Annotated in this window: 20 protein-coding genes; 7 read left to right on the top strand and 13 right to left on the bottom strand. The window is 75.7% G+C overall.

Annotation, left to right across the window (positions count from 1 at the left end; genetic code table 11):
- Nucleotides 1-118: 118 nt before the first annotated feature.
- The gene (locus tag ACFY00_RS14920; protein ID WP_388031260.1) at nucleotides 119-298 is read left to right on the top strand and encodes a hypothetical protein; all 180 of its coding nucleotides are present in this window, start codon (nucleotides 119-121) and stop codon (nucleotides 296-298) included.
- 289 nt (nucleotides 299-587) lie between these two features.
- Here ACFY00_RS14920 and ACFY00_RS14925 read toward each other — a convergent pair whose 3' ends face one another.
- From ACFY00_RS14925 to ACFY00_RS14935, 3 genes are read right to left on the bottom strand one after another with little or no spacing between them, the layout of a single operon-like run.
- Nucleotides 588-797: a hypothetical protein gene (locus ACFY00_RS14925; RefSeq protein ID WP_388031262.1), complete on the bottom strand. Its 210-nt coding sequence runs from the start codon at nucleotides 795-797 to the stop codon at nucleotides 588-590.
- 8 nt (nucleotides 798-805) lie between these two features.
- Nucleotides 806-1,255 carry a DUF6228 family protein gene (locus ACFY00_RS14930; protein ID WP_388031263.1) on the bottom strand — a complete coding sequence of 150 codons (450 nt, stop codon included), beginning with the start codon at nucleotides 1,253-1,255 and terminating at the stop codon, nucleotides 806-808.
- Complete coding sequence (locus tag ACFY00_RS14935) at nucleotides 1,252-1,806, bottom strand: TetR/AcrR family transcriptional regulator (RefSeq protein ID WP_388031264.1); 555 nt, start codon at nucleotides 1,804-1,806, stop codon at nucleotides 1,252-1,254. Before ACFY00_RS14935 ends, ACFY00_RS14930 begins: the two co-directional genes overlap by 4 nt.
- A 169-nt stretch (nucleotides 1,807-1,975) precedes the next feature.
- On the opposite strand from ACFY00_RS14935, the gene ACFY00_RS14940 reads away from it, so the two are divergent.
- Nucleotides 1,976-2,854, top strand: coding sequence for an NAD(P)H-binding protein (locus ACFY00_RS14940; protein WP_388031265.1), 879 nt, complete (start codon nucleotides 1,976-1,978; stop codon nucleotides 2,852-2,854).
- A gap of 27 nt (nucleotides 2,855-2,881) precedes the next feature.
- Here ACFY00_RS14940 and ACFY00_RS14945 read toward each other — a convergent pair whose 3' ends face one another.
- Nucleotides 2,882-4,159: an MFS transporter gene (locus tag ACFY00_RS14945; protein WP_388031267.1), complete on the bottom strand. Its 1,278-nt coding sequence runs from the start codon at nucleotides 4,157-4,159 to the stop codon at nucleotides 2,882-2,884.
- A gap of 239 nt (nucleotides 4,160-4,398) precedes the next feature.
- Here ACFY00_RS14945 and ACFY00_RS14950 point away from each other — a divergent pair, with 239 nt between their 5' ends.
- Both ACFY00_RS14950 and ACFY00_RS14955 read left to right on the top strand, forming a co-directional pair.
- Nucleotides 4,399-5,019 carry a hypothetical protein gene (locus tag ACFY00_RS14950; protein WP_388031269.1) on the top strand — a complete coding sequence of 207 codons (621 nt, stop codon included), beginning with the start codon at nucleotides 4,399-4,401 and terminating at the stop codon, nucleotides 5,017-5,019.
- Between the two features lie 56 nt (nucleotides 5,020-5,075).
- Nucleotides 5,076-5,795, top strand: coding sequence for a GNAT family N-acetyltransferase (locus ACFY00_RS14955; RefSeq protein ID WP_388031271.1), 720 nt, complete (start codon nucleotides 5,076-5,078; stop codon nucleotides 5,793-5,795).
- Between the two features lie 164 nt (nucleotides 5,796-5,959).
- Here ACFY00_RS14955 and ACFY00_RS14960 read toward each other — a convergent pair whose 3' ends face one another.
- The 3 genes from ACFY00_RS14960 to ACFY00_RS14970 form a co-directional block, all read right to left on the bottom strand.
- Complete coding sequence (locus ACFY00_RS14960) at nucleotides 5,960-6,460, bottom strand: FBP domain-containing protein (RefSeq protein WP_388031274.1); 501 nt, start codon at nucleotides 6,458-6,460, stop codon at nucleotides 5,960-5,962.
- Between the two features lie 159 nt (nucleotides 6,461-6,619).
- Complete coding sequence (msrA, locus tag ACFY00_RS14965) at nucleotides 6,620-7,126, bottom strand: peptide-methionine (S)-S-oxide reductase MsrA (RefSeq protein WP_285739478.1); 507 nt, start codon at nucleotides 7,124-7,126, stop codon at nucleotides 6,620-6,622.
- Between the two features lie 180 nt (nucleotides 7,127-7,306).
- Nucleotides 7,307-7,855, bottom strand: coding sequence for a YbaK/EbsC family protein (locus ACFY00_RS14970; protein ID WP_388031449.1), 549 nt, complete (start codon nucleotides 7,853-7,855; stop codon nucleotides 7,307-7,309).
- A 174-nt stretch (nucleotides 7,856-8,029) separates the two neighbouring features.
- Between ACFY00_RS14970 and ACFY00_RS14975 the strand changes: the two genes are divergently transcribed.
- Nucleotides 8,030-8,461: an ASCH domain-containing protein gene (locus ACFY00_RS14975; protein WP_388031276.1), complete on the top strand. Its 432-nt coding sequence runs from the start codon at nucleotides 8,030-8,032 to the stop codon at nucleotides 8,459-8,461.
- A 63-nt stretch (nucleotides 8,462-8,524) separates the two neighbouring features.
- On the opposite strand, the gene ACFY00_RS14980 is transcribed toward ACFY00_RS14975, so the two are convergent.
- Nucleotides 8,525-9,547 carry a VOC family protein gene (locus ACFY00_RS14980; protein ID WP_388031277.1) on the bottom strand — a complete coding sequence of 341 codons (1,023 nt, stop codon included), beginning with the start codon at nucleotides 9,545-9,547 and terminating at the stop codon, nucleotides 8,525-8,527.
- Between the two features lie 5 nt (nucleotides 9,548-9,552).
- Nucleotides 9,553-10,446 carry a ketopantoate reductase family protein gene (locus ACFY00_RS14985; protein WP_388031278.1) on the bottom strand — a complete coding sequence of 298 codons (894 nt, stop codon included), beginning with the start codon at nucleotides 10,444-10,446 and terminating at the stop codon, nucleotides 9,553-9,555.
- A 257-nt stretch (nucleotides 10,447-10,703) separates the two neighbouring features.
- Here ACFY00_RS14985 and ACFY00_RS14990 point away from each other — a divergent pair, with 257 nt between their 5' ends.
- Entirely contained in the window at nucleotides 10,704-11,606 is a 903-nt protein-coding gene (locus tag ACFY00_RS14990) for a LysR family transcriptional regulator (protein WP_388031280.1), read from the top strand.
- Between the two features lie 112 nt (nucleotides 11,607-11,718).
- Here the strand turns inward: ACFY00_RS14990 and ACFY00_RS14995 are convergent, their stop codons facing one another.
- Together ACFY00_RS14995 and ACFY00_RS15000 are read right to left on the bottom strand one after the other, a co-directional pair.
- Nucleotides 11,719-12,279, bottom strand: a complete 561-nt coding sequence (locus ACFY00_RS14995; protein WP_388031452.1) for a chloramphenicol phosphotransferase CPT family protein — start codon at nucleotides 12,277-12,279, stop codon at nucleotides 11,719-11,721.
- A gap of 548 nt (nucleotides 12,280-12,827) precedes the next feature.
- Nucleotides 12,828-13,202 carry a VOC family protein gene (locus ACFY00_RS15000; RefSeq protein WP_388031282.1) on the bottom strand — a complete coding sequence of 125 codons (375 nt, stop codon included), beginning with the start codon at nucleotides 13,200-13,202 and terminating at the stop codon, nucleotides 12,828-12,830.
- Between the two features lie 247 nt (nucleotides 13,203-13,449).
- Here ACFY00_RS15000 and ACFY00_RS15005 point away from each other — a divergent pair, with 247 nt between their 5' ends.
- Nucleotides 13,450-14,193, top strand: coding sequence for a class I SAM-dependent methyltransferase (locus ACFY00_RS15005; protein ID WP_388031283.1), 744 nt, complete (start codon nucleotides 13,450-13,452; stop codon nucleotides 14,191-14,193).
- Nucleotides 14,194-14,229: 36 nt separating this feature from the next.
- On the opposite strand, the gene ACFY00_RS15010 is transcribed toward ACFY00_RS15005, so the two are convergent.
- Both ACFY00_RS15010 and ACFY00_RS15015 read right to left on the bottom strand, forming a co-directional pair.
- Complete coding sequence (locus tag ACFY00_RS15010; RefSeq protein ID WP_388031285.1) at nucleotides 14,230-14,421, bottom strand: hypothetical protein; 192 nt, start codon at nucleotides 14,419-14,421, stop codon at nucleotides 14,230-14,232.
- An 88-nt stretch (nucleotides 14,422-14,509) separates the two neighbouring features.
- Nucleotides 14,510-15,010, bottom strand: a complete 501-nt coding sequence (locus ACFY00_RS15015; RefSeq protein WP_388031286.1) for a hypothetical protein — start codon at nucleotides 15,008-15,010, stop codon at nucleotides 14,510-14,512.
- Between the last annotated feature and the right edge of the window lie 57 nt (nucleotides 15,011-15,067).

Consider the following 15,067-nt stretch of genomic DNA (forward strand, 5'->3'; position numbering starts at 1 on the left):
CCCCCCCCCCCCCCCCCCCCGCCCCGCGGCCCCCCCCCCCCCCCCGGCCCCGGGGGGGGGGGGGGGGGGGGGGGCGCGGGGGCCCGGCCGGATGTTGCCGGCCGCCCAGCCACCAGGAGTGGCAGCGCGCCTCGCGCGGCTGGAAGCGCCGCTGGAGGAGCGCCGCCGGACCATCGAACGCCTGGAGGCCGAACTGACCGGCTGCATCGGCTGCGGCTGCCTGTCGATGAAGGCCTGCGCGCTGCTCAACCCGGACGACAGCCTCGCCGAGGACGGCTCCGGCCCGCGCCGCCTGTAGCGGGGGCGGCGGGGGTGCGCGGCGGACTGACGGGGCGCCAACGGCGCAGGGGCCGAGGTCGGACGCTCACCCGGAACCCGACGGGCGCTCACCGGTGCAGCAGCGCGTAGACCTCGGCCAGCCCGCGCAGGATCCAGGGCGAAGCCAGGACCAGCACCGCCACCGCTCCTGTCGCCGGCGCGAACTGCACCGCCACCGATCGCGTCTCCCGCCGCACGCCCCGCCTCCGTCCTCCGCACCCGGATCCGCCCACCTCCAGGACGCCGCACCGGCCCGTACCGTTCCGCTCCTACTCCCCCGGCCCCAGCACGCTCCGGCGCACCAGCACCCGGCACTCCCGCGACCAGCGCCCGTCCGTCTCCCGCCCGCACAGCGGCTGGACCAGCACCTCGTCGGCCGCCACGCCCGCCGCGTCGATCCCCCGCTCCCGGAGCCACCCGGCCACGGCCTCGGCCACCGGCGGCCGCCCCTCCCCCGCCTCGCACCGTCCGAGCTCCACCCAGCCGTTCACCCTCGCCCCCCGCCGTCCAGGAACGCCGCCACCTCGGCGGCCAGGGCGGCGAGTTGCTCCCCGGCCTCCAGCCGGGTGGTCGCCTCGGCCCGCCAGTCGCCGTCGGCGGCGCGCCAGGGGCGCAGCGCCCAGGTCAGGTCGACGTGGCCGCCGGAGCGGAACACCGCGCGGAGCGCCAGGTCGCCGTCGGCGTTGTGCCAGCTCCGTTCGCCCGCCCAGCCCCGGAAGTCCGCGGCCAGGGCGGCCAGGAAGCCCGCGAGCCCGACGTCCGGCGCCAGGTCGACCACGTCGGCCAGCCGGGCCGTCAGGCCGGGGGCCCGTAGCCGTACCGTGAACCGTACGAGCCCATCGTCCTCCTGACGGTCCGTCAGCGAGACACCGGCCGTCCGGTCCCGCCCGCAGCGCACCTCCAGGTCGCCGTCCTCGCCCCGGGCCTCCCCGCTCATCCGGCGATCATCCCGGCCAGCGCGAGGTCGAGCAGCCGGTCGGCCTGGGCGGGGGTGTCGTGCGCGCGGGCCCAGGCGGCGGCGTTCATCAGGGTGAACACGTCGGCGCCGGTGGTGTCGCCGCGCAGGGCACCCGCGGCCCGGGCCCGGGCGACCAGGCGTTCGCCGATCGCCGTCAACCGGTGGCAGGAGTCCTGGAGTTCGTCGGACCGGGCGGCCAGCGCGGCGGCCAGGCCCTGGTAGGCGGCGGCGTGCCGGACGACGGCGCGCACCCAGTCGGCCAGCGCCCGGGCCGGGTCGGGGTGGTCGGCGAGGGCGTCGCCGTGCGCGAACAGCTCCTGGTTGCGGGCGTCCAGCAGGGCGGCGATCAGGGCGGCCCGGGTCGGGAAGTGGCCGTACAGGGTGCCGATCGCGACCCCGGCCCGGCGGGCGACGCCCTCCAGCGAGGCGTCGGTGCCCTGTTCGCGGAAGACCGCGTCGGCCTCGGCGAGCAGCCGTTCGCGGTTGCGCAGCGCGTCGGCGCGCGGGCGGCGGGGGGCGGTTCCGGCCACGGCAACTCCCTTTCCGGGCCGGGCCCTTGCGCCCGGCCGACAAGTCGAGGCATCCTCGATTTACATCGAAGTCGAGGGATCCTCAGTTTAACCGGGGCGCCACCCTCCCCGTACACCGTCCGTCCCCGCAGTGCCCGCCCGCACAGCGCCCAGACAGGGAGAACCCGTCGTGATCCTGCTGACCGGAGCCACCGGCTCGATCGGCCGCCACCTGGTCCGCCGACTCGCCGACCGGGGGGTCGAGTTCCGCGCCCTGGTCCGCGACGAGGCCAAGGGCCGGGCCCTGGGCTGCGCGTACGCCGTCGGCGACTTCGACGACCCGGCCTCGCTGGCCGCCGCCTTCGCGGGCGTGGACCGGCTGTTCCTCGGCGGCCCCGGCGCGCTGCCGGTGGACGGCGAGCAGCCGATGGTCCGGCAACTCACCGCCGCCGTCGAGGCGGCCGCCGCGGCGGGCGTCGAACGGGTGGTGAAGGTCTCGGTGTGGCACGCCGCGCCCGACAGCCCGCTGGCCCAGGGCGCGCACGGCGTGCTGGACCGCCGCCTGGCCGACGCGCTCCCCGGCTGGACGCTGCTGCAGCCCTCGGGCTTCCTGCAGAACCTGCTCCTCCCCGGGGCGTTCACCCCGGACGGGCGGCTGGTCGGCCGCTACGGCGACGCGCCCGTCTCGCACCTGGACGCCCGGGACGTCGCCGAGTGCGCGGAGGTCCTGCTGACGGGGCCGCCGCGCCCGGGCGAGTCCTTCGTCCTGACCGGCCCGCAAGCCCTCACCGACCGGGAGTTGGCCGACCGCGTCGCCCGCGCCCTGCGCCGCCCCGTCGGTCTCCTCCCCCTCACCCCGGACGAGACCGCCGCCGCCCTGAGCGCCCAGGGCGCCCCGCCCGCCTTCGCCGCCGACCTGGCCGCGCTGCTGCGCGAGGTCGCCGCGGGCTCACTGGCCGAGGTGACCACCGCCGTCCCCACCCTGCTCGGCCGCCCCGCCCGCACCGTCGACGCCTTCCTCACCGACCACCTCCCGGCCCTGCGCACGGCCGTCGGCCACCACCCGTGAACCGACCGGTGTCCCCGCCCCGCCTGCTCAGCCGCCGAGTTCCCGGGACCGTCCGGCCCACCGGACCACGAACGGCACGGCCAGACCGGCCGCGACGAAGACACCGCCCATGACCAGCCAGCCGGGGGCGCCCAGGCTCAGGCAGAGCAGGCCGAGCAGGCCCGGGGCGACGGTGTAGCACAGGCCCGTGCCGAGGCCGAACACGCCGGAGTACTGCCCCTGCGCGTGCGCGGGGGCCAGCCGGAACCGCAGCTCCAGCGACCCGGCCGCGTGCCACAGCGAACCCACCGTGTGGACGGCGACGCCGAGGGTCACGACCGCGGCGGCGGCCGGACCCGGGAGGGCCGGGGCAGTCGCGATGACCGCCATGCCGACCAGGAACGCCAGCCCGGCGCGGCGGGTGGCCCGACCGGCGGCCCGGCCGCCCTTGATCCCGCGGCTGGTCCGGACCTGCAGGACGACCACCATCACGGTGTTGACGGCGAGCGCGACGCCGGTGAACCAGCGCGGCGCGTGGGTGTGCAGGACCACCCACAGCGGCAGCGCGTAGGTCACCACCTCGCCCTGGATCCACAGGATGCCGTCCAGCACGACGAACGCCACGTACGGCTTGTCCCGGAGCGCGAGCCACCGGTCCGCCCCGGTCGGCGCGGGCAGCGGCTCCAGCGCGGGCAGCCGGAGCACGACGGCCGCGCAGCCGACGAAGGTCAGGGCGTCGGCGACGACGAGCGCGCGGTAGGCGGAGCCGGAGTCGAGCTGGATCACCGCACCGGCGGCCAGCGCGCCGAAGGTACTGGCCAGGAAGGCGGTCGCGCGCAGGTAGGAGCGGAACTTCGGCACCTCGTCACCGCCGAGGCGGCGGATCATCGGGCCGCGCGCCGCACCCCCCGAGGCGCCGGCCAGGTCGGTCACCGCCATGGACACCGTGAACGCCACGAACGAGTGGGCGAACAGCAGCGACAGCACGGAGACGGCCTGGACCAGCAGGGTGACCAGGAAGACGCCGCGCGGGCCGCGGCGGTCGGCGAGGTGCCCGACCGGCGGCCCGGCGAGCAGGCCGACCACTCCCGCGATCCCGAGGGCGAGGCCGACCTGTCCGATCGTCAGGCCGACCACCCGCAGGGCGTACAGCGGCGCCGTCGCCAGGAAGGCCGCGCTGCCGAGCTGGTTGACGAACCCCCCGAGCGCCAACCCGCGCCGGGGGCCGGACTCCGGGAGCAGCCCCCGGCGCACCGGCCAGGGCCTGCGCTCCGGGGCGGTGTCCTCCTGCCGGTCGTCGGAAGACAGCGTGCCGGTCGAACTCACCTGGTGCTCCTGGACGTTGGTCGCCACTGGACGGGGACGGGCGGTGCGGCACAGTGCCCCGCCTGACGGATCGTCAATCCGTTCCGGAAGATGCCCGTACCGCCCCGCGGCCCGAGCCCCTTTCCGGCGCCCGCGCGGTCTGAGTACGCGTACTCTAGGCGAAGATTCACCGCATACGGAATGATGATCGCATCGCCGGGCCGCTCGGGCCCGCCCCCGCCGACCGGAGCGCCCCCACCGTGAAACGTCCCGCCCTGGCCGCGACCGCCGTCCTGTTCGCCGTCGGCGCCCTGCTCACCGGCTGCGGCTCCGTCCACGGCTCCGACGGCACCACCGCGGGTGCGTCGAAGCCCGCGCCGCAGGGCGCGTCGACGGCCGCGTCGGAGGCCCAGCAGAAGTACCGGCAGCAGGCGGAACAGGCGGCCGCCGAGCACGACCGGGCGTTCCCGGCCGTCGCGCAGGCCTGCGCGGGGAAGTCCACCGCCGTACCGACCGCGGCGGCCCCCACCTCCTCCTCCGGCCCGCAGCCCGAGAACCCCAAGTACGCCGAGAACCACGGTTACTTGAAGACCACCGAGCTGAGCCCCCTCGCCCAGTGCCGCGGCGACGCGCACGCCGCCCGCCTCGCGGCCGAGCTCGCCCGGCAGACCCCCGCCGACGCCGAGCAGGCGAAGGCCCTGCTCGCCCGCCTCGGCTACCCGGAGGCCACCGTCGCCCGGGCCGGTCAGGGCGTGCAGTTCTCCTTCTTCGTCCCGCAGGTCGGGCCCTGCCTGTCGGGCACGCTGTCGAACCCGCCGCACATCGAGGTGCACGGCCCGTACGTCGAGGGTGGCTGCGAGGCCTCCCGGGGCGGTCACTGAGCCGGCCCGGCCGAAACCGCCTCGCCTGCGGCCAACTGCCCTGTCAGGATGGGGCGGTGACGGAAGATTCGCTGCTCCGCCGGGCGGCCGGCCTGTGGGAGGGGCTGGCCGCCGAACCGGTCGTCCTCCCCGCGCCGGGCGCGGCCGCCGTCGTGGTGTCCCCGCGCTCCGGACTGTGCCCGCCCGGCTGGGTCGGCCTGCTGACCCTGGGCGGCGCGGTGCTGGCGACCGCGCCGGACGCCCGGCGCGCCGAACTGCTCCGCACCGCGCTGCGCTCCTGCCCGGAGGCCGCCCGGGACACCGCCCGGCTGCGCGCGGCCCTCCCCGTCGGCCGGATCCTCGGCCCCGCCGCACTCGCCTACCTCGCCCCGGACGCCCTCGTCCCGCAAGCCCCCGCTCCGGGCACCGTCCGCCGACTCCCGCCCGACCACCCGGCGTTGCGCGAGCTGGAGGCCGGGGTCACCGAGGAGGAACGCGGCGAGGCCGCCCTCGGCTACATCACCTCCCCCGCGTTCGCCGTCCTCCGCGGCGAGCGCGTGCTGGCCGCCTGCGGCTACCGCACCTGGCCGTACGAGACCGCCCAGTTCAGCGTCCTCACCGCCCCGGACGCCCGTGACCGCGGCCTGGCCCGCACCGCCGCGGCGGCCGCCGCCGCGCACGCCCTCGCCGCCGGCCTGCTCCCGCAGTGGCGCGCCCGCGTCCCCGCCTCCCGCCGCGTCGCCGCCCGCCTCGGCTTCCGCGAACTGGGCACCCAACTCTCCGCCGAACTCCCCTGAGCCACGCCCCCGACCGTCCCGGGCCGACAGGCGGGCAGACGGACAGGCGGCCCGGCCCAGCAGGCAGGCGGCCGCTTCAGCGGCGGGCCACGGCCAGCAGGGCGGCATGCGGAAGAGCCAGGCGCGGAGCCCGGCCCTGCTCGCCGCCCCGCCCGTCCGGGGGCTCAGCCCTGCTCGCCCTCCCCGCGGACCTTCGCCAGGAAGGCGGCCAGGTTGCCGCGCAGCCGCTCGATCCGCTCCTCCACCGTCAGCGATTCGTGGATCTTGGTGCCGGTCTCGCGCAGGCCGCGGACGTACAGCGAGCAGGCCAGGTCGCTGCACATGTACGCGCCGACCGAGTTCCCCTGCCGTCCGGCGGGGCCCGCCAGGGGGGCCACCAGCAGGGAGACCCCGCCGGTGTGGGTGGTGACGCAGAGCGAGCAGATGCTGCGGCGGGGCTGCCAGGAGGCGCCGGAGGAGGCGCGCAGGACGACGGCCTGCAGGCGGCCGTCGAGCTCGGTGGCCAGGTAGGCGCGGTCGGGGGCCTGCGGGTCGCGCCAGCCGAGGAAGTCCAGTTCGGCCCAGGGCTGCTCGGCCAGCTCGCGGGGCAGGTTCGTGCGTTTCGCCTCGCCCTTGGAGCAGTTCAGGAAGGCGGCACGGATCTCGGGGTCGGTCAGCTCTCTCACGGGGACCACGCTAGCTGTGCCTAGGATGTTTAGGCAAAAGATTAATCAGCCAAGGGGCGCCCGCCGCCGCCCCGGACGCGACGCGGCGGCGGCCACCGTCACCGGTGACCGCCGCCGCTTCACGCCTTCACCCCCGCACGCCTCCGTCGGCGCCGCCGCTCAGGCTCCTTCGCGCACCGGCAGCTTCCACCCCGGCCGCGGGTAGTGGCAGGTGTAGCCGTTGGGGTAGTGCTGCAGGTAGTCCTGGTGCTCGGGCTCGGCCTCCCAGAAGTCGCCGAGCGGGGTGACCTCGGTGACGACCTTGCCGGGCCACAGGCCGCTGGCGTCGACGTCCGCGATGGTGTCGAGGGCGGTGGCGCGCTGGGCCTCGTCGGCGTAGAAGATCGCCGAGCGGTAGCTGCTGCCGATGTCGTTGCCCTGCCGGTCGAGGGTGCTCGGGTCGTGGATCTGGAAGAAGTACTCCAGCAGCGTCCGGTAGCTGATCCGCTCCGGGTCGTAGACGATCTCCAGCGCCTCGGCGTGGCCGGGGTGGTTGCGGTAGGTGGCGTGCGCGTTCTGGCCGCCGGTGTAGCCGGTCCGGGTCGACTGGACGCCGGGGAGCTTGCGGATCAACTCCTGCATACCCCAGAAGCACCCGCCGGCCAGGACAGCGCGGTCCGTGGTCATCTCGTACTCACTCCTCGCATGGGACGTCGACTCGTCCCGCCCGGGGCACCACCCCGACGGGACCATCCGGTCCAACCGTCCGGCCGCCCCCGGTGTTCCCGCCTACGGCGATCCCGCCCCCGCTGTTCCCACACCCGGTGTTCCCGCTCGCAGCCGTTCCCCTCCCCGGTCGGCCGGGGCTCAGCCGGCCAGCCCCTCCAGCACCTGCGCCCCGGGCAGCGCGGCGACGGCCGCACCGGGCAGGATCAGCTTCCCGCGCCGCCGCCCGCTGCCGACCAGCACGTACGGGGTGGCGGCGACCGCGGCGTCCACCAGCAGCGGCCAGTGCGCGGGCAGGCCGACGGGGGTGATGCCGCCGTACTCCATGCCGCTCTCGCCCACGGCGGTGTCCATCGGCGCGAACGAGGCCTTGCGCGCGCCCAGGTGACCGCGGACCGCCTTGTTGACGTCGAGCCGGGTGGTGGCCAGCACCAGCCCGGCGGCCAGCGTGGTCTCCCCGCCCCGCTTCGCGGCGACCACCACGCAGTTCGCGGACGCCTCCGGCGGAACGCCGTAGGCGGCACAGAACGCGGCGGTGTCGGCCAGCTCCGGATCGGTGTCCACGTACAGCACCTGCCGGGCCCACTCCGCCTCCCAGCCCTCCAGCGCCCCGGCCACCGGGGGCGCCAGCTCCGCCACGACGTCCACCGCCCGCCGCACCCGCGGGAACTCCCCGAACGGCGCCCGCACCACCTGCTCCACCTGCTCGCCCATGCCCCGACTCTAGGGCGGGCGCCGGGACGTGATCAATCCGGACCGGAGGCGCCGCCGGCAGCCGACCGCGCCTCTGCGGGCGGGGGCCGAGCGGGAGCGGGCGGAGCGGTGGCCCTTGATCGACGCCGCCGGGCTTCGTACCCTCGCCCGATGGGACATGACGACCTTCCGGCCCTCGAACTCGCCTTCCCCGGTCCGGAACGCGACCGGGGCGTGTCGGCGATCCTGAGCGGCCGGAAGACCGCGCTCACGGGTCTCCTGGAGATCTACGAACACGCCGGGGAGGCAGTGCCGGTGACCGGTCAGCGGTTCTCGGTGCTCGACTCCCGGGGGCGCCCGGCCTGCACGATCGAGGTCGTCGACGTGCGCGTCGTCCCCATGAAGGAGATCGATGACGACTTCGCGCGGGCCGAGGGGCGCGGCTACTCCGACGCGGCCGCATGGCGGGCTGCCCACGAGGCGTTCTTCCGGAGCGACGGCGTGAGCGACTACCTGGGACGCACCCCGGTCATCGACGACCACACCCTCGTCGTCGCGGAACGCTTCCGCCTGGTCGAGTCAGACGACCCGGGCGGTTCGTGAGCCGGCCCGGACTCGTGACGGACGGCGAGGTCGTCGGGCTCGGCGTCGGCGCCGCCGGGAGGCTCACGCGTTCGGTGCGACCGCCGGACCGGGGCCGTAGGTGCTGATCTCGATGAGGTTGCCGTCCGGGTCGCGCAGGTAGGTGCTGGTGAGCGGCCCTCGGGCGCCGGTCCGCGGCACGGGGCCTGCCAGCACGGGCACTTGGCAGGCGGCCAGATGGGCCAGGACCTGTTCCTGCGGGACGTCGGTGATCAGGCACAGGTCCGCGCTGCCGGGGACGGGGTGCGTGGCGTGCGGGAGCACCTCGCTGCCGGCCCGGTGGAGGTTGATCTTGCTGGTGCCGAAGGCCAGTGCGCGGCGTCCCTCCCCGAAGGTGACCGGACGCATGCCCAGCACGCGTTCGTAGAAGTCGACGGCCCGTTCGACGTCGGCGACGGTCAGCACCAGGTGGTCCAGGCCGGTGATCCGGATCCTCGGCCCCGGTTGGGGGGAGTACCGACCCAGCTGCCGTTCGCAGGCCTCCCGCGCCGGGGCGGAGAGCAGGTCCCGCGCACGGGTGAACAGCTCGTGCAGGGCGGGGCCGTGGCGCTCGGCGAGGTCGGGGTCGTGCGCGAGCACGTCGAGTTCGTTGGCCGCGGTGATCTCGACGAAGGCGCGCACGTCCGGCGGTGGCGGGATGTGCTCCTGCCCGGTGAAGCGGTCGCGGAAGACCGTCGGCCGCCCGCTCGCCAACCGGGGGTACACGGCTGCGCGGTCACAGCCGGCGTAGAGGTGGACCAGTGCCTCGGCCCGTTCGCCGATCAGCTCGGCGAGGAGCGCGCGTTCGTCGGTGCCCATCAGGGCGTGGTCGTACCCGTCGGTTCCGTACATCGCGTGGCACAGTCCGGCGACCTGCAGGTCCGGATCGGCGCCCCACTCCGCCAGCAGGAGCGCGACGCGGTCCAGGTGGTCCAGGAGCGTACCGCCGGGATGCTCCGCCTCGTCGGCGCCCCGGGCGCGCAGGAAGGCCCGTACGGCGGGCCAGGACGCCGCGGGGTCACGGTCGCTTCGCGGTGAGCCGCCGTCGGACGGGGTGGATCGTCGCATCGGGTTCACGCCTCCGGGGCCGTCAGGCGTGCGACCTCTGCCACCAGCCGGGCCGTGACCGGGGTCTCGACGCGGTGGGCGGCACCGGCCCGGAGGACCGCTCCGCCGATGGCGTCGACCTCGAGGGGGCGTCCGGCCTCGGCGTCACGCTGCATGGAGGACTTCATGGTCTCCGGGACGCGGTCGAAGGAGGAGAGCACGGTCTCGGCCGTCACCGGTGCGCCGGCCGCCCGGGCCACGGCGGTGATCTCGTCGAGCACGGTGAGCAGTTCCGGTCGCCGGTCGCTGCGGACGGTGCCGGCGTCCGCGCGGTGCCGGGTGGTCAGCAGGGCGAGCGGGGCGAGGAAGGCGAGCTTGTCCCAGAGCATCGCCGTCTCGTCGCTCCGCAGGGTCACGCCGAGACCGGCGTGCCGCAGTCGCTCCGCGAACCCGTCGAGCGGCGCGGCCAGTTCGAGGTCGGCGAAGGGACTGGTGTGCTCGATGCGCCCTGGTGCGGTGCGCGTGGCCTCGACCCTGATCGTGCCGGCGACGACCTCGGCCGAGGGGTAGCGCTCGCGCAGCAGGCGGAGGTGGTCGAGGCCGTTGAGCAACGGAACCAGGACCGCGTTGCCGAGGACCGGGGGCGGGACGCGGTCGAGCGCCTCCTCCAGGGAGGTCTGCTTGACCGTCACGAAGACGGCGTCCACCGCCTCCCGCAGTCGCGTGTCCGCCTCGACCGCTGCGGTGAAGTCCCCGAACTGGGCGCTTTCGACCCGCAGGCCGCCCCGGCTCAGTGCGGCCGCGGTCGCCTCACCGGCCAGGCAGATGACGCGGTGCCCGTCACGGGCGAGGAGCGCGCCGATCAGACCTCCGACACCTCCCGGTCCGAGGACGGCCACCGTCAGCGGGGTGGTGTTCATCCGAGCTCCTGTCGTCCTTGGGAGGGCCGTTCAGCCGGGCGGGGGCCGACGGAGGCCGACGGGGGAACGGCGCGTGGGCCACGGCGCCTCCCTTCGGCGAGAACCGGGTCGACACCCGCCTGCCGCTCACCGCGCCGTGTCCGGAGCGGGTGGGTGACGGGCGGGTTGCCGCCCTGGGCAGCAATGCTCGAGCGTCCCGGGATCCAAGTCAATCGACGGATTTACTGGCATCACCCCAAGCGATACCTTGGGTCGCCGTGACCCTTGACGATCTCCGCGTCTTCGCCGCGGTCTGCCGGGCCGGCTCGCTGAGCGCGGTGGCCCGCGACTTCTCCTGCACGCAGTCGGCGGTCAGCCAGCACGTGAAGCGGCTGGAACGGGAACTGGGCCTGAGCCTGCTGGAACGGCACACCCGGGGCGTGGTGCCCACGCCGGCCGGGCACACGCTGAGCGCGGCGGTCACCGAGGGCCTGGGCGGCATCGACCACGTCCTGCGCCGACTCAAGGAAGCCGCGCGCGCGGAAGGCGGATCGGTGCGGATCACGACGGGGGCCACGACCGTCCGCCACTTCATGGCCGCGGCCGTCGTCGACTTCCGGCGGCGCTTTCCCCGGGCCAGCCTGGAGTTCCAGACCGAGACCTCCAGCCGCGGCTGCTTCGACGCGCTCGTGGCCGGCCGCGCCGACCTCGCCTGGATCACCCTGGGGCTCCCGGTCCGCGCCATCGAGCAGCGCCCCGTCGTCAAGATTCCCTGGGCGCTCGCCGTCTCGGCGTCCGATCCGCTGGCGGCCAAGGCCCACGTCGAACCGGCCGACCTGCAGGACGCCCGGCTCATCGGGCTCCCGCAGAACTCCACCTCCCGCCTGCAACTGGGCGCCTGGCTCGCCGAAGCCGGGATCCGGCCGGTGTTCGACACCAGCGTCACCGACTGGGACACCGCGATCCTGCTGGCCGAACTGGGCCTGGGCCTCGCCGTCGTCCCGACCCTGCCCGCCTGGAGCGGCCCCGCGCACCCGGACCTGCGCCTGGTCCCCGTCCCCGCGCTCCCCGCCCTCACCGCGGGCTGGGCGGTGCGCCGTTGGGACGCCCTCTCCCCACTGGCCCGCGCCTTCGCAGAGACCGTCGCGCACCACTGCGGCGAGCAGACCGTCCGGGAGTAGCCGCGCGCCGCGACCCGCCGTCCGTTCCGTTCGCCCGGGCTGCGGGCGGCCCCTGTCGGCCAGGCGCCCGGGTCGGCACCGGACGTGGATCCCGGACTGCGGAGATCACGGTTCACAGGTCGGGCAGGTGGTGGCGGCGGAGGCGGGTGAAGGCGGTGGGGGTGGGGCGGTGCGGGAGGAAGTCCTTGATCCGCTGGGCGCACTCACGGGGAGTCGCCGTGCCGGTGTCGCACTCGAGGTCGTAGTCGCCGTGCCGGTGGACCAGGTCGTACTGGTGCGCCGCGAGGCCCGGCGGGCGGTCGCCGCGGGCCAGTTCGCGGCGGGTCAGTTCGTCCACCGGGCAGTGGACGCCGACGAACAGCACGTCCTCGGGGCGCAGCACCGCCAGGCAGTCGAGCAGCCGCCACGGTTCGCTCAGCACGTGGTCGACCACGAGGTCGTTGCCCGCGGCGGCCATGGCCGCGATCGAGCGGTGGAAGCCCGCCCTGGTCCGCCGCAGGGCGGCGTCGAGTTCCGCGGCCCCGAGTTCGCGCTTGGTGCGCATCGCGTTGAAGCCGTCGACCGCCAGGTGGAAGAAGACGCCGTCGTCCAGGATCTCCAGGAGTTCCCGGGCGATGCTCGACTTTCCCGAACTCGAGGTGCCGTTGAGGAAGATGATCCGACCGGATGTCATGCCGACATGATCACACGCCGTCCGCGCCGCCCCGGCGGCGGCGGCCCCCTGGCCGGTCACCCCTCGAGCGCCGCCCGCCGCGTCCAGGAGGTGCGGCGCGGGCGGCCGGGGAGCGCGGCCGGTGGTGATGTCGTGGGTGTGCAGCAGCGTCTCGGCGACGCCCGTCGCGGCGAAGCCGGTCGGGTCGGTCGGGCCCCGGTGCCAGGCCCGCGCGCCGGGTTCGGCGGCGGCCGGCGCGAGGGCCGGCGGTTCGCCGCAGGCGAGCGCGGTGGTCAGCACCTCGCCCGGCCCGGCGTCCCGACGCACCGTCAGGTCGAAGGGCGGGTAGCCGCCTTCGGGGAGGGCCGCGACCTGCCCGGCGTAGGCGAGCAGGTCGTGGCCGACGTGGGCCGGAGCGTCCCGGCAGCTCCACTCCGGTGGGCCTCCGGGACGCTCCGGTCCGCGTCGAGGTGCGGGGCGAGGGCCCGCCGCGCCTGCGCCAGGGCGGCACGCAGGTGCTGGTGGTCCGGGTGATCCACCGCCCCGTCCTCCTCCCCCGTCCTGCGCCCCTACAGGTAGGGGCGGGTGATCAGTTCCAGGCCGTGCCCGGACGGGTCGAGCAGGTAGACCCCGCGACCGCCGTGCTCGGTGTTGGTCTCGCCGGGGCGCTGCATCTGCGGGTCGGCCCAGTGGTCGATGCCGCGCTCGCGCAGCAGGGCGTGGGCGCGGTCGAACAGCTCGTCGTCGACCAGGAAGGCGTAGTGCTGCATCTGGATCTCCACCGGCGGTTCGGCGAACTGCAGCAGCACGCCGTCGGCGAGCTTCAGGTTGGTGAACGGGCCCCAGGAGGGCGCCTGTTCGGCCTCCAGCAGCTCGCGGTAGAAGCGGGCGGACGCGGTGCGGTCCTCGGAGGCGATGATGGTGTGGTTGAAAGCGGCTGGCACGGTGGGGTGAACCTCGTTCGGGTCGGTCGGTCCGGGGGCTGGTTCGCGTGTCTGCTCCCAGGCCTGGGCGGCCCTCTGGCGCGCGGGCACCCCTGCGCCGCCCGGGGCGGGGTCAGCCGCCCACCGGGTCGCCGATCCGTGCGTGGCCCGTGGCCGTTCCGGTGTTCACCCGCCCCACCGTACGGACCTCCGTGCCCCCCGGCAAACCCTTTTCCGTCCCGGCCCGCCCCGTACTACCTTCTCCCGGATGGCCGACGAATGCTTCACGCTGCCCGCCCTGGCGACGCTCTACGACGCGCTCGACCCGGACCGCTCGGACCTGCTCCCCTACCTGGACCTGGTGGACGAGTTCGGCGCGGGCGAGGTGCTCGACCTGGGCTGCGGCACCGGGGTGTTCGCCCTGCTGCTGGCCGGGCGCGGGGTGCGCGTGCTCGGCGTCGACCCGGCCGCCGCGTCGGTGGAGGTGGCCCGCGGCAAGCCGGGCGCCGACCGGGTCCGCTGGCTGGTGGGGGACGCGACGGAGCTGCCCCCGCTCCGGGTCGACCTGGTCACCATGACGGCCAACGCCGCCCAGGAGATCACCGACCCGGCGCGGTGGCGGGCCACCCTGCGGGGCGTGCGCGACGCGCTGCGCCCGGGCGGGCACCTGGTGTTCGAGAGCAGGGTCCCGGCCCGCCGCGCCTGGGAGTCCTGGACGCGTGAGGCGTCCCACCGGGTGGGCGAGCTCCCGGGCGTCGGCGCGGTCGAGACCTGGGTCGAACTGCTCTCCGTCGCCGGTCCGTTGGTGTCGTTCCGCTGGCACTACGTGTTCGCCGCGGGCGGGCGGCACCTCACCTCGGACTCCACCCTGCGCTTCCGCGAACGCCCCGAGGTCGAGGCCGACCTGCGCGCCGCAGGCCTCGAGCCCCTGGAGGTCCGGGACGCCCCGGACCGGCCCGGCATGGAGTACGTCTTCCTGGCCCGCAGGCCCCACCGTCCCCGCAGGCCCTGAGGGCCCCGAAAGCCCCGGGGTCCTCCCGGCCGCGGGTCAGGCGGGGTCGGGGCGCTCCTCCTCCCGGTCGCCCGGGTGGGGCGTGCCGTCCGCGTCGTGCCAGCCGGATTCGGCGGGACCGTCCGGCGCCTCGCCGTCGGGCCCGCCGGTGGGCGGGTTGTCGTGCAGGTGCGGTGTCGAGGCGGTCTGTTCCGGCCCCTGCTCGGCCGGGGTGTCCTGGGTGCTCATCGGGTTCCTCCGCAGCGTCGGCCGTGCCCGGTCCCCGTCCCGCTGCTGCCCGCACCGCCGGACCCGAAACGGCCCGCACCGCCCACGGTCACGGCCGGGCGGCCAGTACCCCGGCGGCCGACCGGCGGAGCCCGTCCAGGAGTTCGGCCTGCCGGTCGGCCCGGTCGGCGAGTTCGTCGAGCCGGGGCCGGTCGAGGCGGGGGTCGGCAGCGGCGCGGTCGGCCAGGGCGGCCCACAGCTGGCGCTTGCCCAGGACGCCGAGCCGGAGGGCCTCCAACTCGACCAGGTCGGTCAGCGGGGAGCGGCGCAGCAGGGTGCCGTTCGGTTTGAGCAGGCCCGCCAGTTCGCCGAGCCGCCCCAGCCAGGCGTACGGGCGCCGTTCGGGGACGCCGAGCTCCCGCATCACCCGGAGCAGGGAGGCCTTGTCGCAGGCGATGTCCGCGGCCAGTTGTCGCAGCAGGCGGGCCCCGTCCGGATCGGAGAGGGACCGGGCGGTCCGGTGGGCCCGCCTGGTACCGGCTTCGGCACCCGCGAGGTGGTTGTTCAGGTAGACGGTGAGCAGTTGGTGGTCGGTGGGTGGTGCGGTCACGGGCACCTCCGCCTCTCGTTCTCGTGTGTGGGTGGGCTCGTGCGCGGGCGGGCCGGG

This window comes from Kitasatospora sp. NPDC001540, from assembly GCF_042894345.1.
Taxonomy (GTDB): Bacteria; Actinomycetota; Actinomycetes; order Streptomycetales; family Streptomycetaceae; genus Kitasatospora; species Kitasatospora phosalacinea_C.

Coding starts and splice junctions, on each gene's coding strand:
- ACFY00_RS15005 (WP_388031283.1), top strand. CDS start 13,450: ATGGCCGACGAATGCTTCACGCTGCCCGCCCTGGCGACGCTCTACGAC.
- ACFY00_RS14980 (WP_388031277.1), bottom strand. CDS start 9,547: ATGCGACGATCCACCCCGTCCGACGGCGGCTCACCGCGAAGCGACCGT.
- ACFY00_RS14975 (WP_388031276.1), top strand. CDS start 8,030: ATGGGACATGACGACCTTCCGGCCCTCGAACTCGCCTTCCCCGGTCCG.
- ACFY00_RS14995 (WP_388031452.1), bottom strand. CDS start 12,279: ATGACATCCGGTCGGATCATCTTCCTCAACGGCACCTCGAGTTCGGGA.
- ACFY00_RS14930 (WP_388031263.1), bottom strand. CDS start 1,255: ATGAGCGGGGAGGCCCGGGGCGAGGACGGCGACCTGGAGGTGCGCTGC.
- ACFY00_RS14985 (WP_388031278.1), bottom strand. CDS start 10,446: ATGAACACCACCCCGCTGACGGTGGCCGTCCTCGGACCGGGAGGTGTC.
- ACFY00_RS15010 (WP_388031285.1), bottom strand. CDS start 14,421: ATGAGCACCCAGGACACCCCGGCCGAGCAGGGGCCGGAACAGACCGCC.
- msrA (WP_285739478.1), bottom strand. CDS start 7,126: ATGACCACGGACCGCGCTGTCCTGGCCGGCGGGTGCTTCTGGGGTATG.